The sequence below is a fragment of the Noviherbaspirillum phoenicis genome, from assembly GCF_047237965.1.
Taxonomy (GTDB): Bacteria; Pseudomonadota; Gammaproteobacteria; order Burkholderiales; family Burkholderiaceae_D; genus Noviherbaspirillum_A.
On the sequence record NZ_JBDFLX010000001.1, the window covers coordinates 4302489 to 4325740 of the forward strand.

Below are 23252 nucleotides of genomic sequence, written 5' to 3' on the forward strand. Positions count from 1 at the left end.
AGCCGGACCGCGCCGGATGGTCAGCGCGGTGGCTGCGCCGGCTCGCGCACGGCTTCCCGCGCCTGCTCGATGATGCGTTCCAGTTCATCCTGCGCAGGTGCCGTTGGCACTGGCGTATCTGCATCCGGTGCGGCCTCCGGCACGGCCAACGGGTTTCTTTCCTGGCCCTGCGCCTGCTCAGGAGCCGGCTGCGCCATTTGCGTCGACAAGCCGGCAAAGCGCGCATTGACGTCCACCAGTCGGCCGTTCTGCACCTGCCGGAAAAAGTCGCCCACCAAGTACAGCGCATTGTGCGCGCCCTGGCCCCAGTAGCTGCTGCGCATGGTGACGCGGGCGTCGTTGAAGCCCACCCATGCGCCCGACACCAGCTTCGGATGCATCAGCATGAACCAGCCGTCGGTATTGTTCTGCGTGGTGCCGGTCTTGCCGGCCACGTCGGCGGTGATGCCGAACTGCGAGCGGATTGCCGTGCCGGTGCCCTGGTTGACGGCGGCGCGCAGCATGTCCACCAGTTCCTGCGCCACCCGCGCCGGCAGCGCGCGCTGCTCTATGCCTTCGAACTCGGCCAGCACCTTGCCATGGCGGTCGGCGATGCGGGTCACCACCACCGGCTGACGATAGTCGCCGCCGTTGGCGATGGCGCCATAGGCAGTGGCCATTTCCAGCATGGTGACCGGGCTGCTGCCCAGCGCCAGCGCCGGCACCGCTTCCAGCCGGCTCTGGTTGACGCCCATGCGCGTCGCCAGGTCCACCACCCGCTTCGGCCCCACTTCCTGCATCACCTGGGCCGTGATGGTGTTCTTGGAGTACATCAGGCCCTGGCGCATCGTCATCGGCTGGTTGCTGGGCGGGTTCAGATCGCTGGGCCGCCACACCGCGCCGCCGCCCAGCGGGATCTCCACCGCGCGATCGATGAACTCGGTCTCTGGCGTCAGGCCCTGCTCAAGCGCCGCGCCATAGACGAAGGGCTTGAAGGTCGACCCCGGCTGGCGCTGGGCGCGCGCCACATGGTCGTACTGGTCGGTCTGGAAATCGCGGCTGCCGACCCAGGCCCGCACTTCGCCGCTGGCCGGGTCCATCGCGATGAAGCCAGCCTGCAGCCGGGTCTTGTCCTCGCGCAGCTTGCTCATGAAGGCCTTGTCGGCGCGCAGCCTGGCCAGCGTATCGGCTTCAGCCTCGCCGCCTTCGACCGCGTTGCGGTAGGCGCCGGACTCGCGCACGAAGGCGTTCACCACCTCGTCGCGGCTGCTCCAGAAATAGCCGAACGGCGCGACCCGCGACCGCATGCCGGCATAGGCCGACATCGATGAGGACAGCAGGCGCGGCGAGGCCACGCCCCATTCCACGTCGGCCACCGCCTGCAGGCCGGACAACTGGCGCGCCACCGCCTGGCTGGCAGCCGCCTGCAGCCGGCTGTCTATCGTGGTGCTCACCACCAGGCCGTCGAGGTAGATGTTGTAGTCGTTGTTGTCGGCCCATTCGATGAGCCAGCGCCGCACATATTCGGCGAAATGCGGCGCCGGACCCATCTCTTCATCCTGGCGCTCGAAGTCCAGCCGTATCGGCCGCTTCTTCATGCTGGCAAGGTTGGCCTCGCTCAGGTGGCCGGCCTTGTGCATCTGCGCCAGCACCACGTTGCGGCGCTTCTGCGCCCGCTCCGGATTGGTCACCGGGTTGTAATAGCTGGTGCCCTTCAACATGCCGATCAGGGTGGCGCTTTCCAGCACATTGAGCTTCGCGGCGGACTTGTCGAAATAGGTGCGCGCCGCCATCTCGATGCCGAAGGCGTTGTAGAGGAAGGGCACGGTGTTGAGATAGGTTTCCAGGATCTCGTCCTTGGTATAGGCATGCTCGATCTTCAGCGCCGTGATCACTTCCTTGATCTTGCGGGTGATCGAGCGGCTGCGGCCTATCTCTTCCGGGTACAGGTTGCGCGCCAGCTGCTGCGTCAGCGTCGATCCGCCCTGGGTATCGCCGGTGAGGGTATGCGCCATGCTGGCCGCGGTGCGCCTGAAGTCGATGCCGTGGTGTTCATAGAAGCGGCGATCCTCGGTGGCGATCAGCGCCTTGACCACGTTAGGCGAGATTTTTGCCAGCGGCACCCATTCCCGGTTGCTGCGGCGGAAGGTGGCGATGCGCTTGCCGTCGATCGACATCAGCACGCTGGGCTGGTCGGCCTTGGCCTTGCGGATATCGCTGATGCCGGGGGTGAAGGGGATCAGCAGCAGGGTGTAGAGAGACAGCAGCACGACAACGATTGCGGCCGACGCGCCCAGCGCCTTGGCTGCGGACTTTGCGCGCCCGGCAGGGCTGACGCCAGGCGCGATTGCGCCATTGAAATAGCCGGCGATGCGGCGTGCCAGCCGCCGTGCGGCTTCCATCCGCTTCGCGGCTGGTGTGTGGTGTTCCAAGAATTGCTCCCTGCGTGGTTCGGTGGCGCTACGCGCGAAAACGGCGATGATACCCGAGTGACGTCATGCCCTTGCGCAGTGAGCCGGAACCATCGGGCCCGATTGCAATCCAAACAAGCCCACAATACTGCCGACTTCGGAGTTCTCATGAAGATACTGATGGTGCTTACCTCGCATGACCAGCTCGGGGACACTGGCAAGAAAACCGGCTTCTGGCTGGAAGAGTTTGCCGCGCCGTACTACGTATTCAAGGATGCCGGCGCCGACATCACGCTGGCCTCGCCCAAGGGCGGCCAGCCGCCGCTGGACCCGAAGAGCGACGAGCCCGACGCCCAGACCGACGCCACCCGCCGCTTCAAGGGCGACGAGCAGTCGCAGCGGGCGCTGGCCTCGACCGTGCCGCTATCCGGCGTGAAAGTGGAAGACTATGACGCGGTGTTCTATCCCGGCGGCCACGGGCCGCTGTGGGACCTGGCGCAGGATGCCGATTCCATCCGCGTGATCGAAACCATGCACAAGGCGGGCAAGCAGGTGGCGCTGGTATGCCACGCGCCCGGGGCGCTGCGCAACGTGCGCGGCGCGGACGGCAAGCCGCTGGTGGCTGGCAAGAAGGTGACCGGCTTCACCAACAGCGAGGAAGAGGCGGTGCAGCTGACCAATGTGGTGCCCTTCCTGGTGGAAGATGCGATGAAGCAAAGCGGCGCGAATTACAGCCGCGGGCCGGACTGGCAGTCCTACGTGGTGAGCGATGGGAACCTGATCACGGGGCAGAATCCGGCGTCGTCGGAAGAGGCCGCGCGGGAATTGCTGGGACGGTTGAAAGGATAGGACGCGGAGGGCTGTTAATGGCTCTCGCACGTCTTTGGAAAGAGGATTGCAAGCGCTTTTCAGAAACGGTTTGAATAACCATGTCGTACAGCGCCGTTATCGAAACTTGAAAGAGGCTGGAAGTGGGCTTGGTTATCGGTCGTGTTGCGACTCCCCCGCATGATTGGTAACCTCTTTTCCAGCCCACCTTGCATCCGGTCCGGAGTGGCAAGTCGCAGATGTGTGCTGAGGTGCATAGCAGGCTATAGCAAGCTGCGCTGGGTTTTTACTGAACTTGCGAAAAGATCTGGTCGACCATGCCATTCCTTCACTGCGCTGATTTGGGAACGTAAGGTTTTACATTTATCCAAGTGGGCCAGTATCTCTTCGTTGGAAAGACTGCTTGCATCCCCTCCAGGCAATTCATCCAGGAACTGTTGTACTCGCACTTGTAGTTGTTCCGTGGTCAATAAATTTCCGCCCGAGATTGTTTCAAGGGCCTGATCGTTCATAGCAATCTTGTTTTCTTCCATGATGTACTCCGGTGTAATAGTTGTCGGGGCGGCCAGTTGGCACATCAACCGCAGCGTCAGGACGGCATATGCGTGCCTGGCTAAATTTACGTATCAAAAACTCCTTGATGGTTCAGCAGCAAGATTTTCTTCCTGCTGCTTTTCGCATTGAACGACACCATCCTTATTTCTCCCAGAGAGGCTAAAACGATGCTCCAATCCAAAGGCTACGGCGCCACCAGCGCCGACGATGCGCTGCACCACCTCGACTTCCAGCGGCGCGACCCCGGTCCGCATGATGTGCAGATCCAGATCCAGTATTGCGGCGTCTGCCACTCCGACCTGCATACCGTGCGCAATGAATGGGGCAATACCGTCTACCCGGTGGTGCCGGGCCATGAAATCGTCGGCCGCGTGGTCGCGGTCGGCAACCACGTGACGCGCCACAAGGTCGACGACATCGTCGGCGTCGGCTGCATGGTCGACTCCTGCCAGCGCTGCGACGCCTGCGGCATCGGGCTGGAACAGTATTGCGAGAACGGCTTCGTCGGCACCTACAACGGCGAGGAAATGCATACCGGCGGCATGACCTACGGCGGCTATTCCGACAGCATCGTGGTGCATGAAAAATTCGTGCTGCGGGTGCCCGACAAGCTCGACCCGGCGGCCGCCGCGCCGCTGCTGTGCGCCGGCATCACCACCTACTCGCCGCTGCGCCACTGGAAGGTGGGGCCAGGGCAGAAGGTGGGCGTGGTTGGCCTGGGCGGCCTGGGCCATATGGGCATCAAGCTGGCGCATGCAATGGGCGCCCAGGTGGTGCTGTTTACCACCTCGCCCAACAAGCGCGAGGACGGCCTGCGCCTGGGCGCCGATGAAGTGGTGGTGTCGAAGGATGCCGAGGCGATGGCCCGGCACGAGAACAGCTTCGACTTCATCTTGAACACCGTGGCCGCGCCGCACAGCCTGGATGCCTTCCTGGTGCTGTTGAAGCGCGAGGGCACCATGACCCTGGTCGGCGCGCCGGCCACGCCCCATCCGTCGCCGCAGGTGTTCAACCTGATCATGAAGCGCCGCCACCTGGCCGGCTCGCTGATCGGCGGCATCGCGGAAACGCAGGAAATGCTGGACTTCTGCGCCGAGCACGGCATCGTGTCGGACATCGAGATGATACGGATGGACCAGATCAACGAAGCCTATGAGCGCATGCTGAAAAGCGACGTGAAGTACCGCTTCGTGATCGACATGGCCACGCTGGACTGAAAACGTGGGAACGTAAAAACGCCCGGCGGCCTGCGCCGTCCGGGCGTTCCGGGAAGGCGTGCCCGCCTTCCCGGCCTGCTGATTTCCTTCCCCTTACTCCGCGTTGCCGGCCAGCTCGGCCTGGTCGGCATCTTTCTCCGCCGGCACCGGATGGCCGTCGAAGCCATAGCGCGCCGACTTGGTGGCCGCGTGGATCTGCTCGATCGGAAACTTCGGCGTGCGGTCGGCATACAGCAGGCCGTTGGCTTCCTGGAAAGTATCGGTGAACTGGGTATAGCAGAAGCCCGAGAACATCACCGTGGTGTTGACCACTTCCAGCAGCTTGCGGTACTTGGTGGCGAACTGCTTCTGCTCGTTGGCGACCGAATAGCCCCAGGTGTTGCCCTCGTTCTGCTGCGGCTTTACGAAGGCGATGCCGCCGAACTCGGTCAGCATGATGGGCTGGCCGCGGTGCGGATAGCCGTCCAGCGTCAGGATGCGACCGCCAGGGCGCCTGCGGTCGAACAGTTCCTGGGTCTTGTCGGAGTAACGCGCCTTGATCTTTTCCGGGTCGGCGTCGTAATCGTGGATGCCGATGATGTCGGTGGCCGCCGCTTCCCAGCCGTCGTTGCCGATCACGGGCCGGGTGGTGTCGAGCGTGCGGGTCAGGTGGTACAGCGCCTCCACCGCATTGCGATGCGACTGGGTCGACATCAGGTTGGGCACGCCCCATGATTCATTGAACGGCACCCACACCACGATGCACGGGTGGCTGTAGTCGCGCTCGATCACCTCGGTCCATTCATGCACCATGCGGGTGATGGCCTTGGCGGTGAAGCGATAGGCCGAGGGCATTTCCTCCCATACCATCAGGCCCAGCTTGTCGGCCCAGTACAGGTAGCGCGGATCCTCGATCTTCTGGTGCTTGCGCACGCCGTTGAAGCCCATTTCCTTGGCCAGCTCCACATCGCGCTTTAAGGCATCGTCATTCGGCGCGGTCATCAGGGTGTCGTCCCAGTAGCCCTGGTCCAGCACCAGACGCAGGTGATAGGGACGGCCGTTGAGCATGAAGCGGTCGCGCGAGATCGCCACCGAGCGCATCGCGGTGTAGGAAGTCACTTCATCCAGCACCTGGCCATCGCGGCGCAGCGTGATGCGGGCGTCTAGCAGGGTGGGGCGCTCGGGGCTCCACAGCAGCTCGTTGCGCGAATCGTCGATGCCGGGGTCGGACAGGCCGATCTTGCGGTGCGCCTCGTTGCCAATCACCTTGTAGAGGTCATAGGCCAGCACCTTCTCGCCGTGCCGGATCTCGACTTCCACCGACAGGTTGTCCTCCGGGTCGCCATGCACGAACACGGCGCAGCCGATCTCGAAGCCTTCGAAGTGCGGCGTCCATTGCAGTTTCTGGATATAGGTCTTGGGCACCCGTTCTATCCATACCGTCTGCCAGATGCCGGTGGTGCGCGGATACCAGATCGAATGGGCTTCGAGCTGCCAGTCCTGCTTGCCGCGCGGCTTGGCCAGGTCATGCGGATCGTCTTCCGCATGGACGGTGACGGTCTGCTTGCCGGACCCGTTCAGCGCGCTGGTGATGTCGGCGGAAAACGGCGAATGGCCGCCTTCATGGATTGCGACCCGGTGGCCATTGACCCAGACCGTGGCCTTGTAGTCGACCGCGCCGAAATGCAGAAGCACCCGGTCGTCGCCCGGCATGCAGTCGAACTCGCGCTGGTACCAGCAGGCCAGGTGGAAGCCGCGGTCGCCTATGCCGCTGGTCTGCGACTCGGGCGGATAGGGCACCAGGATTTCACTGTTCCACTGCACCGGCCGCATCGGCAGGTCGTAGCGCTGCTCATTGTCGAAGGTGAATTGCCACTTGCCGTTCAGCGAGGTCCAGTTTGGCCGCACCAGTTGCGGTCGCGGATATGCATCAGCCATGTCTTTCCTTTCCATCAGTCGAATAAGGGCTGCGGCTGGCTGTCGCCATTCTGGCTTGCCGGCGCCGGCAGCAACACGCCTGCCAGTTGCAGCAGGCGGTCCTGGTTGTAGCGGGTGGTGACGGCTTCGGCGATGCTGGCAGCCTGGCCGCGTTTGCACATGGCCACGCAGGCGCCGCCGAAGCCGGCGCCGGTCAGGCGGGCGCCATACACGCCGTCCTCGGTGCGCAGCATGTCGCACAGCGTATCGAGCGCTGGCACCGATACTTCATAGTCGTCGCGCAGGCTGGCATGGGACGCGTCCATCAGCCGGCCGAAAGTCGGGCCATCGACCCCTTCGGCGATCGCCGCCAGCACCCGGGCGTTTTCCGTGACTACATGGCGGGCGCGCTTCTGCAGCGTCGACGGCAGCTGGCCCAGCACCTCCACGTCGGTGACATCGCGCAGCATCGGCACGCCCAACAGGCGCGCCGCCTCGCGGCATTCGGCGAAGCGCTCGTTGTACTTGGAGCCGGCCAGGGTGCGCGCCACGCCGGAATCGATCACGATCAGCTCGGTGTCGGCTGGCATCGGCAGGATCTTGCGGTCCAGCGTGCGGGTATCCAGGAACAGCATGTGGCCGGTGTCAGCCAGGCTGGAAGCCATCTGGTCCATGATGCCGCACTGCACGCCCGCATAGCGGATCTCGGCGGCCTGGGCATACTGGGCGATCTGCACATCGTCCAGTTCCAGGCCCAGGATGCGCCGCAGCGCGCGCAGCACCGCCACTTCAAGCGCGGCCGACGACGACAGGCCCGAGCCCATCGGCACGTCGGAATGCACCTTCATCGACAGCGGAGGCACCTTTACGCCATGGTCGCGCAGGATGTGCACGCAGCCAGCGACATAGCGGGCGTAGCCATCCGGCAGCTCGCCGTCGACTTCGAATTCGGCATGCTCGTCGAGGTTGCTCGAATAGACATGGAAGCGGCCGTCGGGGCTGGGCGCGGCCTGCACGTGGGTGCGCTGCGGTATCGCCACCGGCAGCACGAAGCCGTCGTTGTAGTCGGTGTGCTCGCCCAGCAGGTTGACCCGTCCCGGCGCCGAAACCTGGACGCCGCCTTCGGCAAAGAATCTCGCTGTCTCACTCATGATGCCTCCGTCTGCAGGGGTAAGGCGCGCTGGCGGCCGGCATGTTCCACGGTGGGCCAGTCGGGGTCCAAGGTCAGGTTCTCCAGGCCGTCGTCATGAATCAGGAAGGTGTCTTCCAGCTTGATGCCGGGCAGGCTGGGATTGAAGGCCACCGCCATCTTCGCCGCCAGCGGCGCATCGGTGGCGGGCGTGGCCACCAGCTCGCGCGACAGGTAGCCGCAGATGCCGCCTTGATGATGGCGCCGGATGCCGTCGGAAAAGCCATGCTGGCAATAGGCCTGCTCCAGCGTCGCATACACATCCGACAGCGGGACGCCGGGACGGCAGGCCGCGAGCCCCGCCGCTTCGATCTCCAGCAGCGCCGGGAAGTCGGGCTGGTCCGGCGCGCCGGCGAAATGCACGAAGCGGGTCAGGTTGGCATACAGCCCGTAGCCGCGGGCGCAGAACACCAGCATGGCGCGCCGCCCCAAGGTTTCGCGGCTGGGCGTGGCATGGCGGTAGATGGGCAGCCGACGTTCATTGGCCACCAGCGTCAGCGTCGGGTGCAGGCCGCGCGCCCACATCGCTTCGGCGCCGGCGCCTGCCAGGGCAAACTCGGTCCAGTCGGGCCGCGCCGCCTGCATGACTTCCGTCATTGCCTGCGCCGCCAGCAAGCCGACTTCGCGGTAACGCGCGATCTCGCTGTCAAGCAGGCAATAGCGCTGGCGCAGCATGTCCTGTCCCAGCGCCTGCTCGCCGGCCGTGGGCCGGTCCGACAGCACCGTACCGCCGGCGGCCAGTTCGGCGCACAACGCGCGCCTGGCCTGCGGCTCGGCCCAGGGCGCGACATGCCACTCATAGCAGCCGGCCGGCACTTCCTCGTCCTGCAGCCGCTGCGCCTCGATCTCGTCGGTCAGAACATAGGCATGGTCTGGCGTGACCGCGATCTCGGCCACGCCGGTTTCGGCCGCCAGCAGCACCGTGTTGGAGCCGCCGGCGGTGGCCCAGGCGAACCAGTCGGTGCCGCGCAGGCGCAGCATGGCCGCGCCGCTTTGCCGCAGCCAGCCACGCATGGTGGCCAGTTTTTCCTGTATTTCCTTACTGCGTTCTTGCATCGATGCTCCCTGCGTCAATCTAGCGAAACCTGGACCTGCTGCAGCTCGCGCGCTTTTTCCTCCGGCAGCACGTCCATGGCGAACATGCCGGCGCCGAGTTCGGTGCCGGCCAGGTACTTCAGCCGGTCGCGGGTGCGATAGGGCGGCGAGAACGTCGCGTGCAGCATGCTTTCCGGATGCGGCTTGCCATCGGTCGGCGCCTGGTACCAGGCCATGAGGTAAGGAAAGGGCCGCTGCCACAGGCCGTCGTATTTCAGCAGCACGGTCTTGAGCGCCCGCGCGAGATCGGCCCGCTGCGCTTCCGACAGATCGCTGAAGTAAGCCACCGGTTCAATCGTGCTGACCCAGACTTCATACGGATAGCGGGCGCAGGCCGGCACGAAGGCCACCGCATGCTGGCCCTGGTAGACCATGTTGTCGCCGGCGGCCATGTGCTTTTGCACCATGTCCGCCAGCAGCGCCCGGCCGTGCTTCGCGTGGAATTCTTCCTGCATGGCCTGCATCCGCGCCGGCACCGGCGGCACGAAGGGGTAGGCATAGATCTGACCATGCGGATGATGCAGCGTCACGCCCACTTCCGCGCCCCGGTTCTCGAACGGCAGCACGTACCGGATATCGCCACGCGCCGCGGCCCGGCTGGTGCGGTCGCCCCAGACCTGTAGCAGAAGCTCGATCTGCGGCAGCGGCAGCGCGCCCAGCGAGGCCTTGGGGTCGGTGGTGAACACCACCACCTCGCACAGCCCGTTGCCGGGCGCGGTGTCGACCAGCGCGGAAGGCGGGTCATGGGCTTCGGGCGAGAGCGACGGGAAGCGGTTTTCAAACACCGCGATCGCATAGTCGCCGGCCGGCAGCTCGGTCGGATTGGCCGGATCGACGCAGACCGCGAGCGGGTTGTATTCGGGTGGCGGCAGGAAGGTGCGGCCCTGCCGGTAGGCCGCATAGGTAATCCACTCGCCGCGCATCGGATGCCAGCGCAGATGGGGGTTGGCATGCAGCGGATCGGGAAAGGGGCTGGGCACCGGGCCATCGAGCCGCACCGGACCGCCGCAGCCATACAGTGTCATGGCGCGGCCATCCGGCTTGGTCAGGTCCAGCGTGTATTGCGGGCTGGCGGGGGTGGGCGGGGGTGGTTGATGTTGGTCTTGCTCCAATGTTGTCTCCAGTCACCTGATCACGGGTTTGATCGTGTTCCTGGAAAAGGATTCAAAAAAGAGTGGCTTATTTGCGAGGGGGGAGGGCAGGGGTAAGTTGTTGCCGTGGCTTTTGACGTGCGCGCAGCGACAGTTGCCGTTGCCGTTGCCTTTGTCGTTGCCGTTCCCGTTGTAGTGGCTTTTGAAGTGGCCGTTGCAGTGAAGTCCCGTTGAGCGCGCCGTGTCAGCGGTGCCCGGAGCGGGAAAAGGTGCGGCGTCTGTCTGAGCCAAGCGCAGCTTGGCGAGTTTAGCCGCGCCCCGCTCCGGGTACCGCTGGCACGGGCACCCCGCGCAGCGGGGCGCGATCATCGGGTCGCCTTTTTTGGTTACTTTTTTGGCGAAGCAAAAAAGTAACCCGGCCGCCGGGACGGACTCCCGGCTTGTCTCCACGGCAGTGCAATCGAATTGCGTCACCCGGCAAGGCACGGGCAGCACTGTCGGTGTTGTCTTTGACGTGTTTTCGGTTGAGAACCCAGCGACAACGTCAAAAGCAACTGCTGCTTCGCAGTGACGTCTTTAAAGCTGGTGAAGCAACACGACCTCACTATCGTCATGACCAGGCCGGGTGTTCGCCCCGGCGGGCGACCTACTTTTTTTGCTTCGCCAAAAAAAGTAGGCAAAAAAAGGCGACCCGGTGATCGCGCCCTCGCTGCGCGAGGGTCCCCGTGCCGTCGATGCATGGAGCGGGGCGCGGCTAAACTCGCCAAGCTGCGCTTGACTCAGACAGACGCCGCACCTTTTCCCGCTCCATGCACCGACGTCACGGCGCGCTCAACGGGACTTAAAAGCAACTACAACGGCAACTTCAAAAGCCACTACAACCGCAACCGCAACCGCAACCGCAACCGCAACCGCAACTGTCGCTGCGCGTACGTCAAAAGCAACGGCAACTTCTTCTTGGCCGCCAGCACGGCAGCTACCGTACCCCCTTACTCGTAAGCCGCAGCATCCCTCACATATCGTTGAATCGCGCCTTCCAGCGTCGGCAGCAGTAACCCCCGCTCCGACGACAGCGCAGTTGCGCTCCTGGCGCCGCCATCCACCCGCACCAGCCGCGAGGCATCCACCCCTGCCTCACTGGCGGCGCGGGCAGCAAGCTCGTGCCAGGAGATCACGCCCTGGTTGGCCAGGTGCCAGACGCCGGCGGCGCGGTCGACCAGCAGGTCCAGCGTTGCATGCACCAGGTCAGGCACATAGGTCGGCGATACCATCACCTCGTCGCTGGCCTCGACATGCCGGCCTTCCTTCAGCGCGCGCAAGGTCATGTGCACGAAGTTGTACTGGTCCCAGGGCCCGAAGAAGGCGCTCGTTCGCACCACCAGCGCCTCGGGAAAGGCTTCCTGCACCAGGCGCTCCGCAACCGCCTTGCTGCGGCCGTAGACGCCGGTCGGGCAGACCGCGTCGCTTTCGACGTAGGCGCGGCCCAGGCGGCCGTCGAAGACCAGGTCGGACGAGAAGGCGACGTAGGGAATGTCGAAGCGGGCGCAGGCGCGGGCCAGCATGCCGGCGCCGTGGGCGTTCTCGCGGAAGCAGCGCTCTTCCTCGCGCTCGGCCTGGTCGACCCGCACGTAACCCGCCGCGTTGATCACGGCCCACGGACGCACCCGCTCCAGCGCGGCTTCGATCGAGTCCGCATCGGTGATGTCCATGTCGCTGCGCGAGAGCAGGATGTGCGGCAGGCCACGGTGATTGCAGACCCGCGCAAAGGCCCGGCCCAGCGTGCCGGTGGCGCCGACGATGGCGATCACGCGCGGCCGGTGCACCAGGGCCGGCGACGCCGGCTCGCGCTGCGGCGGCTGATAGTAGCGGTCGTGCCGGTGCCACCATCCCGCATGGTCCAGCACCGGATGGCTGAAGTCGCCGGTGGTGGCCAGCGCGCCTGCGGCGAGCGCCAGCGCGGTCGGGCGCGGCGGGTCGCAGCGCACGTCGAATACGCCGGGCTCGTAAAAGCCATTGCGCTGGGTCAGCAGCGAATTCCAGTCGACGCAGCCGAACAGGGACCAGACCGTGACCGCCCGCAGGTCGACGCCTTCCTCGCGCAGCGTGCAGGCGGCGTCCCATACTTCCTTCAGCCAGCGCAGCTGCTCGTCGCGGGTGTTGCCGTGATGGACCTCGGTAATGGCCACCGGCAGCCGGTAGCGTTCCCAGACCTCGCGCAGACGTGCCAGCGGCCCGGTCGGCCGGCCTTCGAAGTCGATGCGCACCGCCTCCACGTCGGCATAACGCTCGCGCAGGTTGCCGCTGTGGTGATGTGCCGGAAACAGCTCCAGGCGCTCGTCGAGATAGCGTTCGCTGGTCAGGTAATGGTTGATGCCGACGATGTCTGGCGGGCAGGGCTGCTCGACGAAGAAGGCCAGTTCATCGGCGCCGATGCCATGGTCGAGAAAGCGCCGGTACCAGGCATGCGTGCGGTCGATGCGGCCGCACAGCAGGTCGAAGCTCAGCCAGCGCCGCTCGTTTTCATAGTCGGCCTGGTATTGCAGTGCCGGCGTGGCGAACACCTTGCCCATGTCCTCGGTCTGCACCAGCTGGGCGGACGGGTTGATGCGGCGTATCGCCTGCATGGCCAGCACCACCGCGCGGCACTGGTAGACCAGGGTGCGCAGGAAGCAGGCTTCGTCGGTGCCATGCGGATACCAGTGGCCGTACAGGCCGGAGAAGCGCGCCGTGGTCAACGGCTCGTTGACGGGCGTGTACTTGTCTATCCATGGATAGCGCTCGGCCACCCGCGCCGCATGCTGCGCCACCATTTCCGGGAAAGCGGGATCGGCCAGGCTGGTATAGCGCGGGCCGCTGCCGTGATGCACCAGGCCGGCGATGGGACTGATGCCCAGTTCGCGCAACTTGGCAAGGCGCTCGTCGTGCCAGCGCCAGTCGCATTGGTCGGGCGATTCCGGCGCGATGGTTTCCCAGAGCACGGGGTAACGCAGCGTACGGATGCCCAGCGCGGCTACCTGTTCCAGGTCGCTTTCACGGTCCCAGTGGCCGGTCTCCCTGGCCTGGTCGCGCACGGTGTCATGGACCCTCGCCACCGTGCATTCAATGCCGCCCCATACTTCAGGCAGCGCTCGTCGGCGTGCATTCTTGCTGACCATCGTCATACTGTGTCCTTAACAACGGGAGCAGCGGGCGGGCCGTCCTGCCGGCCAGCCCGCACTCGATTGACATGCGTGATGCGAGGCTTATTCGCTCAGGCCCAGCGCCCGCTTCTTCGGACGCATGGCCTCCACTGCCTTGGCTGCTTTCCTGCCAGCCAGGAAGGCATGGTCGGAATTGTAGTATTCCCATTCGCTGTAACGGCCTGCCAGGACGATGTCGTGCTGCGCCATCCAGCGCCGGATCAGTTCCACGTTGCGCGAGCGTGCATGGTCGTACAGCACATAGGCATAGGGCATGTCGACCAGGCTGGAAGTGATCAGCTTGTCGTCCGGCTGCAGCAGGCCGACCTTCACCAGGTCGTCCATGCAACGCTGCACCAGCGCATCGCCATCGACCGGCAGCGGCTTGTGCTCGGAGTAAGAGATCTCGCACGTCAGTCCGAAGCCGCCCGGCGGATTGCAATGCGGGCTCGCATTGCCCTGCACGAAGATGCGATGGAAGATGCTGTCCTCGGGGTAATAGATCCAGTGCTTGTCCGTGATGTTTTCACGGGCGATGCCCAGGTTCACGCAACGGATGGAAATATGACGCAGTCCCTGCGCAGCCTGATGCACTTCGGCCGGCGCGTTGGCGCCGATCACCTTGACCAGCTCCGGCAGCGGCATCGTGCTCACCAGCTGCTCGTAATGGAAGCGCCGGCCGTCGGCCAGGGCCACCATTTTTTCCTGCGGTATCAGTTCGACGACCTTGGCGCTGGTTTCCACCGTGCCCTTGATATGAGGCAGGAAGCCCTTCATCAGCGCTTCGAAGCCGCCTTTCAACGGATAGCCGAAACGGGCGTTCGGTCCCATCGGCTTGGCCACCGGCTCCAGCGCGCCCTCGATGATTTCATTCAGGTCGGGCAGCGGCACGCGGCCGCCAAGCCAGGAGGTTTCCATCTCGGTCAGCGGCACGGTCCAGAGCTTGCGGTTATACGGGATGGCGAAGTGCCTGGCGATGCCCGCGCCCCATACCTTGTAAATGAATTCCTCGAAGTTGCGCGGCGCCTGAGCCTGCAGCGCCACCGCGCTGGCGGTAGGCGAGGCCGCGGCTGCCGGCAGCACCGCGCCGTCGGCGCAGCAGTCGTCGAGGTCCTTCACGTCGCCGGAAGCCACCTTGCAGTTGGCGGCGCTGGACGTGGTGTCGGGCTGGCGGGTGCTGCCATAGCGGGCTTCGATGGCGCCGGTGATGCATTCGGCGATCACCTTGGGCGGCAGCCCATACAGCGCGCCCTGGAATGGGTAGCGGGTATGCACGCCCTTGCTGTATACCCAGGCTTCGCGGTTCTGCCAGTGCAGGTTGTCGCCCAGCAGCGTGCGGTACAGCTCCAGCACATAGGGATCGTTGGAGAACATGATGTGGCCGGCGTAATCGAAGGTGAAGCCCTCGTCCTCGATCGAACGGCACCAACCGCCGACGGTTTCGTTACGCTCCAGCAGCAGCGTGTCCTGGTCCAGGTGGTAGGCCGCCGACAGGCCGGTCGGGCCGCCGCCGATCACGACCGTCTCATAGCTGCGGGTCGGCTGGTGGCTGTAGAGCTGGTTCACGTTGCGCGAGGTGGCCGGGACGGCGCTTTCCGCGGCGGCTGCGCGCTCGCGGGCGGACTGTTCCAGCGCGCTCATCAGGTCGCGCATGGTCAGCGCGGTGCTGTCCCAGGAAGTGCGGGTAAGCTTGTCGCGCATCTTCTGGATCATTTCCTCGCGCTCTTCCATCGAGATCAGCAGCGCAGCCTCGCAGGCGGCGATGAATTCTTCGGGCGTGTGCGCAATTGCCACCACGTCGCTGTGCAGGTCGACCACGTCGCGCACCGGAGTGCTGACGATGGGCAGTTCGGCCGCCATGTATTCCAGCGACTTGGTCGGGCTGATGAACTTGGTCGATTCATTCATCGCAAACGGCATCAGGCAGACATCCCAGCCGGCCAGCAGCTGCGGCAGCGCTTCATACGGCTGTTGACCGAGGTAGTGGATGTTGTCGTGGCGCGGCAGCGTGGCCGGGTCGATCTTGACCACCGGTCCCACCAGCACGATCTGCCATTGCGGATGCGCCTGCGCCACACGGCCGATCAGTTCCGTATCGAAGCGCTCGTCGATCACGCCATAAAAGCCCAGGCGCGGGCCGGGGATGTCGCGATGGGCCGGATGGGCATTGGCGCGGTCCAGCGCCTGCGCGAAGTGCCTGACGTCCACGCTGCTGGGAAAGCAGTGCACATTCGGATGCCGGTCCTTCTTGGCGTTGTACAGGCTGGGGCCGCCGGTGAAGACGATCTCGGCCCGCTTCAACAGCGAATTCTCGCGCTGCAGCAGCTGGCGCGGCGGATTCTTGAAGGCAGCCAGTTCATCCATGCAATCGTAGACCACCAGGCGCGGCGGCAATTCCTGCAGCAGAGGCAAGGCCATCGGCGTATAGAACCAGACGATGTATTCCTCGCCGTCGCGCACCAGTTCGCGCACCATCTTTTTCAGGTAGGGCAGGTGGTCATCGTGGAAGCCTGGCATGTCCACGGGTGTGTGCGGCTTGCAGACGGTGATGTTGGGAAGGGGGCTAGTGGATTCGATGCCGCTTTCGCCCTGTCGGAAAACCGGTTCTTCAAAGAAGCAGATCTTGTAGTGCTGAGCCAGTCGTGACAACAGGTGCTGGGGACGCTGATAGACAAAATCCCAGCGAAGGTGGGAAAACACTAGTATGGTCGGCATGCTATCTCCTGGTTGGCACGTGCTGCGCTTGATGACACGCAATGCGTCGCCTGGCGTCATCGCCTGTAGCGGACGCAGTGACTTGGAGCGCCAAAGCAGGAGGCTGGTCTGTGACAAGCCGTTCCATCAGGGGCGGAAACGGTCACGCTGATATCTGGTCGGGCAAGCCGACCGGCGTATGAACCGGCTCGCATTGCAACGGTATTCGTCACCGAAGATTACTAGAATGTTAATTTTGTCACTATCGGACATCGCCTTATGCCTTTGTAGGAATGCAGGAGGTTCCCCTATGAAAATGCATCCGTCCAGTCAACGCCGGGCAAGCGCGCCGCGCGCCGCCAGCGCCAGGCCGAAGCTGACATACACCAGGGCAAGCGACGACGCTGAAAGATGTTTTTCATAGCCGGGCTGCAGCCGGTAAGGCGTTAACTTGTAGTCGGTGAAGCAGGCCATCGCCGCCACGCCGAGGCCGCCGCCCATCCTGGCCGGCAAGGACTGCCTCGGCCTTTCACACAGCTTTTCATAAACGACGGCCCACAAGGTCGCCGATGCATGGTGGATCGCATAGCCGGTGGCGGTATAGCGCAGGCTGGCTTCGTGATGGTGTGCGGTAAGGTCGCCCCATAGCCAGCGGCTGATCACATTGATCGGCCCCAGGGTCGAGCCTGTTTCCTTGCGGCCGGCAATGGACAGCGCCGCCGCTGACGCCACGCTGCCGATGGCGCCCGAGATCAGGCCGTCATTGCACGCCTGTTGCCATGTCTTCGTGCTGTCTTTCATCAAACTGTTACCCATGAACTCGCCGTTCATGCAAGAGTCGTACTGGCATGCGGTGGGATGGAAGAAATGGCGTTCGGTTCCCGCTATCGCACGGTTGGCCGACGCTGGAAATCAAGGGGAATCATCTGCCGCATTCAAAGGAGAACGCTTGATCATATTGCTTACCGGCGCCAGCGGTTTCATCGGTCGCCATCTCGTCGATGCGCTGCTGGCGCAGGGTCATGAGGTGATCGTCACGTCGCGCAAGCCAGGCCATGCCGCCCGGCCCGGCTTGCGCGAGGTGGAGGCGGACTTTTCCCGCGACATCGAGCCGGCGGCCTGGCTGCCGCGGCTGCTCGGCATCGACGTCGTGATCAATGCGGTGGGCATCCTGCGCGAAAGCCCGGGCCAGCGTTTCGAGCTGCTGCACGAGCGCGCGCCGTGCGCGCTGTTTGCCGCCTGCGCCGAGGCCGGCGTCAGGCTGGTGATACAGCTATCGGCGCTGGGCGCGGACCAGCATGCGACCAGCCGCTATCACCTGAGCAAGAAGGCGGCTGACGATTGCCTGCGCAGGCTGGGCCTGCCGGCGGTCATCCTGCAGCCTTCGCTGGTGTACGGCGCAGACGGCGCCAGCGCGACCCTGTTCTCCACCCTGGCCAGCCTGCCGCTGGTGGTGCTGCCCGGTGGCGGCCACCAGGGCGTGCAGCCGGTGCATGTCGACGACCTGTGCGCGCTGGTGCTGGCCGTGCTGGCGGCGCCGCCAGCATCGGTGCGCACCATCACCGTGGCCGGCGCGCAGCCCGTCACGCTGCGCGCCATGCTGGCCGGCTTTCGTGCCGCCATGGGCCTGGGGCGGCTGCACGTGCTGCCGCTGCCGATGCCGCTGGCCCGCATGGCCGCGTCGGCCGGCACGCTGCTGCCCGGCAGCCTGCTGGATGCGGACACCCTCGCCATGCTGGAGCGCGGCAATACTGGGGAAGTGGCCGACATGACCGCCGTGCTGGGCCATGCGCCGCGCCCGCTATCGTCGTTCATCACCCCGGCCGAAGCGCCCGCGGTGCGGCTGCGTGCCCAGCTCAACTGGCTGCTGCCGGTGCTGCGCTGGTCGATCGCGCTGGTGTGGATCGTCACCGGCATCGTCTCGCTGGGCCTGTATCCGGTGCAGGAAAGCTATGCGCTGCTGGCCCGCACCGGCATCACCGGGGCGCTGGCGCCGCTGATGCTGTATGGCGCGGCGCTGATGGACCTGGCCTTCGGCATCGGCACGCTGGCGCTGAAGCGGCGGCGCTGGCTGTGGCTGCTGCAGCTCGCGCTGATCCTGTTCTACACCATCGTGATCAGCTTTCGCCTTCCCGAATTCTGGCTGCACCCCTACGGCCCGCTGCTGAAGAACCTGCCGATGCTGGCCGCCATCTGGCTGCTTTACGAACTGGAGAAATGAAATGGAATATGTCGTCGTGAAGTGGCTGCACATCCTGTCGTCCACCTTCCTGTTCGGCACCGGCATCGGTTCTGCCTTCTACATGCTGTTGACCAGCCTGTCGCGGGACGTGCGGGCCACGGCGGTGGTAGTGCGCCACGTGGTGCTGGCGGACTGGCTCTTCACCACGCCCACCATCATCATTCAGCCGCTGACGGGCTTTTACCTGATACACCTGGCGGGCTATCCGCTGACCAGCCGCTGGATCATGTGGACCATCGCGCTGTACCTGCTGGCCGGCGCCTGCTGGCTGCCAGTGGTCTGGCTGCAGATCAGGATGCGCGGCTTCGCCCAGGACGCGGTGAAGGCAGGCACCGAGCTGCCGCCGATCTACTGGCGCTACCTGCGCTACTGGGTGCTGCTGGGCATACTGGCCTTCCTGGCGCTGGTGGTGGTGTTCTATCTGATGGTGGCCAAGCCGGCCTAGGAGCGGCAGTCTTTACAAGCAAGCCTGCCGGCTGATTAAATGCACGGCATCGCGGCCGCCGCGCCGCTTCTTGCTGCCACTTCATGAACACTGCACCTTCGTCGCGAAGCGACGGCATCAGCGATGCCGAATGGCGGGTCCGGGTCGATCTCGCCGCCTGCTACCGCCTGTGCGCGCTGCGGCAATGGGACGACATCATCTACACCCATATCTCGGCCACGGTGCCCAGCGAGCCGGGCCATTACCTGATCAATCCCTTCGGCGAGCGCTTCGATGAAATCCGCGCCTCCGGCCTGGTCAAGATCGACCTGCAGGGACGCATCCTCGGCGACGCCACGCGCCGGGTGAACGTGACCGGCTTTGCGATCCATGGCGCGGTGCATGCGGCGCGTGCCGACGCCATGTGCGTGATGCACCTGCATCATGCCAACGGCATCGCGGTGGGCATGCAGGAGCAGGGCTTGCTGCCGCTGTCGCAGCATGCGCTGCGCTTCTACGAACAGGTTGGCTATCACGACTATGAAGGCCTGGCGCTGTCGGCGCAGGAGCAGGGAAGGCTGGTGCAGCGCCTGGGCGGCTTTCCGGCGCTGTTCCTGCGCAACCATGGCACCCTGGTGTGCGGCCGTACCGTGGCCGAAGCCTTCGTGCTGATGGATACGCTGGACAAGGCCTGCGCCTACCAGCTGAAGGGCCAGTCCGGCGGCGTCAGGCTGGTGCAGCCCTCGCCCGAGGTGTGCCGCAAGACCTGGCGCGAACTGGTCGGCGACGGCGCCCCGGAAGGCGCGCTGGAATGGCCGGCGCTGCTGCGCCTGCTGAACGACATTGATCCCACTTACCAGCAATGAGGAAAACAGCCATGCCCACCATTAACGTGCAGATGTTTGAAGGCCGCAGCGTGGAACAGAAACGCGCTTTCGTGCAGGCGGTGACGGAAGCGACCTGCAAAAGCCTGGGCTGCGCGCCCGGCAGCGTGGACATCATCATCCAGGATGTCAGCCGCGATAACTGGGCAACCGGCGGCAGGCTCTGGAGCGAGCCGGCGCCGGAAGCGTGACAACCTCTGCCTGGCCGCCGCTACCATGGCGGCCAGGCAGATGACAGCGGTCGTCAGTTGCAGGAATAAGCCGCGGCCAGCTTGGCGCGCGACGTGGCGATGCCGGAGCTTGCCGGTTCATCGACGGTCAGCGTGTTGTCGGTGAACTTGCAGCCGTACTTCGGATCGGCCACCACCGAGGCGGTCAACACGTCATCGCCCTGCGGCTTGGCGCCGCCGCTTTCCCAGGTCACCATGTCCTGGAATGCCTTCACCTGCTCATTGACGGTGAAGTCGCAGTGCGCCACGCCACGGATGGCCCGCTGCACCAGCATCCCCGATGTGCCCTGGGCATCCGCGCGCTTCTTGAAGATCTGCTCCATGCTGAACGGCACATACATGTCGCCCAGCGTGTGGATGGTCACGACGGGGATGTTGAAGCGGGCATTGGTCTTGGGCACCCAGCGCAGGCCGTCGCTACGCAAGCGGTTCGCATCGGGCGTTGCCTGCACGCGGTAGATCGTGTTGTTGAAGGCGGTTTCCTCCGCCGACAGCGCCGGTGAATTGTCCAGCTGATAGACGAAGTCCTTGGTCGACACCACATCGTCGTTCAGGATGCCCAGCATCTTGCCGTCCCGTCCGAACGTGCCCCAGACCGTATCGGTGTAGGGGCCGGCGAAGCCAACATCGAACATCGGGCGCTGGCCGCCGGTCAGGTTCTGCACGATGGTCTTGAGCTTGTCGCCCTGCGCCGTGGTGGCGCTGGGGAAGGTTGTGAACAGGGCGCTCTTGACCGTGGGCTGCAGGGTTGCCCAGTTCGTCACCGGCCAGCTGGTGGCAGGCACGCCGGCAAGCTGCATCGCGGCTGCCTGGTAGGCGGCGAAGAAGTCATACAGCTCGGTGTCGCCGAGCACGCCGCACATCGGCACTGCGCCGTTGTAGCTGACCTTGTGGTTGGCGTACGCCAGTGCCTCTTCGTCGATCGCCGCGGCAGTCACATGGCCGCCCATGGAGACGCCGGTGATATAGATCTTGCTGGGCGCTGCCAGCGGGCGGCTGTTGGCGGCGGCGATCTTGTTGAATGCCAGCGCCAGCGCATTGGTGTCTTCCACCCCGGCCCGGACATCATAGTAGTTTCTGGAATAGCTCGATGCGGCCCAGGCATAGCCCTGCTCGATCAGATAGCGGCGGATGCCCGGATTGCTGACGGTCAGGGCGGCGCCGGTGCCGGCATAGCCGTGGGCATACATGACCAGCTTGCCATTCCAGTTCTTGGGCACTTCGATGCGGTAGCCTGCGCCTTCCAGCGTGCCCGACCAGCGGTCCGTCTCGGGCGCGCCGGCCAGCGCGGTGAAGGGCAGGCTGGCTTCGGAAACGGCGAAGGTGCGGGTGTCCTGGGGACGTTGTGCTTCCGGGGTGGGATCGCTGGAGCCGCCGCCGCAGGCAGACAGGACAAGCGTGAGCGCGGCAAGGCCCAGCGCGGAACGTACTGGTTGTTTCATTAAAACAGTCTCCGTAGTTATTGAAATCATTTTTGAATGTCTGCCGGAAAGCGGCATGTTCTGCAGTGCAAAACATCGTTTCAAATTCGGCCATCAAATGTTAAGACGGCAGGAAAAGCTTGTAAAGAAGAAATCGGAGGAGTTTGTTTTTCGCAACGCCGGCGTGCCCGCGCCGGCTGGCGGGGGAGCGTTTTTCGCCTTGGCTGGAAAGGCGATAGCGGGTGCGCTCCCGTGCTTGCGGGAGCGGACGTGGCAAGGGCAGGGAGGGAACTGAAATGACGATGACAGGGGCTGGGCTGCAACGCTACATTGCAGCCCAGCCCCTGCCGTTGGGTCGCCGCGCCGGGCGGCGCAGGGTTATTGCGGCGTCTCGGTCGACAACTCCAGCCGCGCCTCGCCTATCCGGATGACTTCGCCGCCAGGCGCGCTGTTGCCGCTGACGCGGACAAAGGACAACGTGATGTTGCGCGGGTCGGCTGCCACCAGTGCGCTCAGTTCCTGGCTCAGCGCAAATGTCAGCGTGACAGTACCGGGTTCGCTGCCGCCGGCATCCTGGCGCATGTGTACCCGGTGCTCGGCCGCGGAGATCTCAAATGGCCCGATGCTGCCGATACGGTAGGCGGTGGCGCTGCCGACATCGGTGCTGGACGGCAGGTTCAGGTACAGGTGATAGAAATAGCCGCCCATGTCACCGCCGCCGTTAATGCGCACGCTGTCCAGCACCACCAGCGCCGAGCGGTAGGGACCGGCTGCCTGCGGCGCGGCGGCTGCGAGGGTGCGTTGCAACAGGTCGGCGCTGGTCTGATCGAGCTTCAGCTGCACGCTGATCGAGTTCTCATTCAGCGGTATGCGCAGCACGCCGCCCACCGACAGCCGGTTGCCGCTGATCTGGCGGCTTGCGGAAGCGGCGAGATCGGCGACGGCGGGCCGCGTCAGCAGCCGCGGCGCGGCGCCGCTGGGGCGCGGGCCGAGCTGCGCCAGTTGCAGCGCCATGTCGTCCTGCCGCAACGAGGCAAGCATGAAGCCTCCCTCGCCGGCCTGGGCGGTCTGCGCCGCAGGCAGGGACGTGGGCATGGTCTCGCTCTGGTAGTAGTACGACAGCTGGCTGCGCGTATCGATCGTGCGGCTGCGCTGCATCGTCAGCCGGTTGGCATAGGTGAAGGTGCCGGCCCAGTAAGTGCTGGTGGCGGACGGCGTGGTGCGCCCGCCGCCGGCCTGCTGCCATGCCGACCAGAGACGATCGATGTTGGCGTGGTGCAGCCAGAAGATCGGATCGGTCGGCGACTGCATGGTCGCCATGGTGTTGCCGATGATGTTATGCACCGGATTATGCGGCTGGTCCTCCAGCAGCACCTCGAAGGGATTGCTCAGCCCGCGCTGCATGTTGGTGACCGTGCCGGCAAACGGCGCCAGGCTCAGCGCGTCGATCACGTTGGTGTTCTGGCGTGACAGGTAGAGTGAATTGAACGGCGACGGATTGGTGAATTCGCCCGGCATCTCGGGCGTGGTGTAGTAATCCCAGTAAGGCAGCACCAGCGACTTGTTGCCCGATACCGCGCGCAGCTGCTGCTCGAGGTAGTACAGGTAGCCGCGGTGCCATGCGAGGAAGTACGCGATGCCATGCGGGCAGAAATTGACATGGACATTGGTCCAGTACGCCCAGCTGCGCTTGTCGCTGGCATTGGTGTTTTCACGCATGCGCGCAATGCCGTCGACCAGCGAGCCATAGTCGCGGGTGTTGCGGAAGGTGTTCCAGTCGAGCCTGCGGGAAGCGCTGGTCTGCGCCAGCAGGTGCTGGCCAGGCAAGGCGGTAGCCAGCAGTGCAGACGCGCCCTTGAGGAAGTCGCGGCGGGTAAATACGCTCCTGTGCATGGTCTGTCTCCGGTGAATCACCAG

18 protein-coding genes are annotated in these 23252 nt (G+C 64.8%); 7 read left to right on the top strand and 11 right to left on the bottom strand.

Going from position 1 to position 23252, the window contains the following annotated elements:
- Positions 1-20: 20 nt before the first annotated feature.
- On the bottom strand, positions 21-2381 hold the full coding sequence (locus ABC383_RS19225; RefSeq protein ID WP_413016433.1) for a penicillin-binding protein 1A: 2361 nt from the start codon (positions 2379-2381) through the stop codon (positions 21-23).
- Between the two features lie 177 nt (positions 2382-2558).
- Here ABC383_RS19225 and ABC383_RS19230 point away from each other — a divergent pair, with 177 nt between their 5' ends.
- Positions 2559-3239 (top strand): type 1 glutamine amidotransferase domain-containing protein, encoded by a 681-nt coding sequence (locus tag ABC383_RS19230; RefSeq protein WP_413016066.1) that lies wholly within the window; start codon positions 2559-2561, stop codon positions 3237-3239.
- A 242-nt stretch (positions 3240-3481) separates the two neighbouring features.
- On the opposite strand, the gene ABC383_RS19235 is transcribed toward ABC383_RS19230, so the two are convergent.
- Positions 3482-3751 carry a hypothetical protein gene (locus ABC383_RS19235; protein WP_413016068.1) on the bottom strand — a complete coding sequence of 90 codons (270 nt, stop codon included), beginning with the start codon at positions 3749-3751 and terminating at the stop codon, positions 3482-3484.
- Positions 3752-3940: 189 nt separating this feature from the next.
- Here ABC383_RS19235 and ABC383_RS19240 point away from each other — a divergent pair, with 189 nt between their 5' ends.
- A complete protein-coding gene (locus ABC383_RS19240) occupies positions 3941-4990 on the top strand; it encodes an NAD(P)-dependent alcohol dehydrogenase (protein ID WP_413016069.1) in 1050 nt (349 codons plus the stop codon).
- A gap of 93 nt (positions 4991-5083) precedes the next feature.
- Here ABC383_RS19240 and ABC383_RS19245 read toward each other — a convergent pair whose 3' ends face one another.
- Genes ABC383_RS19245 through galT form a run of 4 tightly spaced genes read right to left on the bottom strand, consistent with a single transcriptional unit; the run spans position 5084 to position 10282 of the window.
- Complete coding sequence (locus tag ABC383_RS19245; protein ID WP_413016071.1) at positions 5084-6907, bottom strand: glycoside hydrolase family 2 protein; 1824 nt, start codon at positions 6905-6907, stop codon at positions 5084-5086.
- 14 nt (positions 6908-6921) lie between these two features.
- A complete protein-coding gene (galK, locus tag ABC383_RS19250) occupies positions 6922-8037 on the bottom strand; it encodes a galactokinase (RefSeq protein WP_413016073.1) in 1116 nt (371 codons plus the stop codon).
- A complete protein-coding gene (locus tag ABC383_RS19255) occupies positions 8034-9131 on the bottom strand; it encodes a M24 family metallopeptidase (RefSeq protein ID WP_413016075.1) in 1098 nt (365 codons plus the stop codon). Before ABC383_RS19255 ends, galK begins: the two co-directional genes overlap by 4 nt.
- Positions 9132-9145: 14 nt before the next feature.
- On the bottom strand, positions 9146-10282 hold the full coding sequence (gene galT, locus ABC383_RS19260; protein WP_413016076.1) for a galactose-1-phosphate uridylyltransferase: 1137 nt from the start codon (positions 10280-10282) through the stop codon (positions 9146-9148).
- A gap of 717 nt (positions 10283-10999) precedes the next feature.
- On the opposite strand from galT, the gene ABC383_RS19265 reads away from it, so the two are divergent.
- Entirely contained in the window at positions 11000-11260 is a 261-nt protein-coding gene (locus tag ABC383_RS19265; protein ID WP_413016077.1) for a hypothetical protein, read from the top strand.
- On the opposite strand, the gene ABC383_RS19270 is transcribed toward ABC383_RS19265, so the two are convergent.
- The 3 genes from ABC383_RS19270 to ABC383_RS19280 all read right to left on the bottom strand — a co-directional run bounded on the left by ABC383_RS19270 (position 11251) and on the right by ABC383_RS19280 (position 16950).
- Positions 11251-13422 carry a family 1 glycosylhydrolase gene (locus ABC383_RS19270; protein ID WP_413016079.1) on the bottom strand — a complete coding sequence of 724 codons (2172 nt, stop codon included), beginning with the start codon at positions 13420-13422 and terminating at the stop codon, positions 11251-11253. The genes ABC383_RS19265 and ABC383_RS19270 overlap by 10 nt on opposite strands.
- Positions 13423-13503: 81 nt before the next feature.
- Entirely contained in the window at positions 13504-16155 is a 2652-nt protein-coding gene (locus ABC383_RS19275) for an FAD-dependent oxidoreductase (RefSeq protein ID WP_413016081.1), read from the bottom strand.
- Between the two features lie 309 nt (positions 16156-16464).
- Positions 16465-16950 (bottom strand): hypothetical protein, encoded by a 486-nt coding sequence (locus ABC383_RS19280; protein ID WP_413016082.1) that lies wholly within the window; start codon positions 16948-16950, stop codon positions 16465-16467.
- A gap of 133 nt (positions 16951-17083) precedes the next feature.
- Between ABC383_RS19280 and ABC383_RS19285 the strand changes: the two genes are divergently transcribed.
- The 4 genes from ABC383_RS19285 to ABC383_RS19300 all read left to right on the top strand — a co-directional run bounded on the left by ABC383_RS19285 (position 17084) and on the right by ABC383_RS19300 (position 19875).
- Positions 17084-18355 (top strand): NAD(P)H-binding protein, encoded by a 1272-nt coding sequence (locus tag ABC383_RS19285; RefSeq protein WP_413016083.1) that lies wholly within the window; start codon positions 17084-17086, stop codon positions 18353-18355.
- Position 18356: 1 nt separating this feature from the next.
- On the top strand, positions 18357-18821 hold the full coding sequence (locus ABC383_RS19290) for a DUF2269 family protein (protein ID WP_413016085.1): 465 nt from the start codon (positions 18357-18359) through the stop codon (positions 18819-18821).
- Between the two features lie 83 nt (positions 18822-18904).
- Positions 18905-19666: a class II aldolase/adducin family protein gene (locus ABC383_RS19295; protein ID WP_413016087.1), complete on the top strand. Its 762-nt coding sequence runs from the start codon at positions 18905-18907 to the stop codon at positions 19664-19666.
- 11 nt (positions 19667-19677) lie between these two features.
- Positions 19678-19875 (top strand): 4-oxalocrotonate tautomerase, encoded by a 198-nt coding sequence (locus ABC383_RS19300; protein ID WP_413016089.1) that lies wholly within the window; start codon positions 19678-19680, stop codon positions 19873-19875.
- 53 nt (positions 19876-19928) lie between these two features.
- Here ABC383_RS19300 and ABC383_RS19305 read toward each other — a convergent pair whose 3' ends face one another.
- Together ABC383_RS19305 and ABC383_RS19310 are read right to left on the bottom strand one after the other, a co-directional pair.
- A complete protein-coding gene (locus tag ABC383_RS19305) occupies positions 19929-21356 on the bottom strand; it encodes an alpha/beta hydrolase family protein (protein WP_413016091.1) in 1428 nt (475 codons plus the stop codon).
- 357 nt (positions 21357-21713) lie between these two features.
- Positions 21714-23228, bottom strand: coding sequence for a tyrosinase family protein (locus tag ABC383_RS19310; RefSeq protein WP_413016093.1), 1515 nt, complete (start codon positions 23226-23228; stop codon positions 21714-21716).
- Positions 23229-23252: the final 24 nt, after the last annotated feature.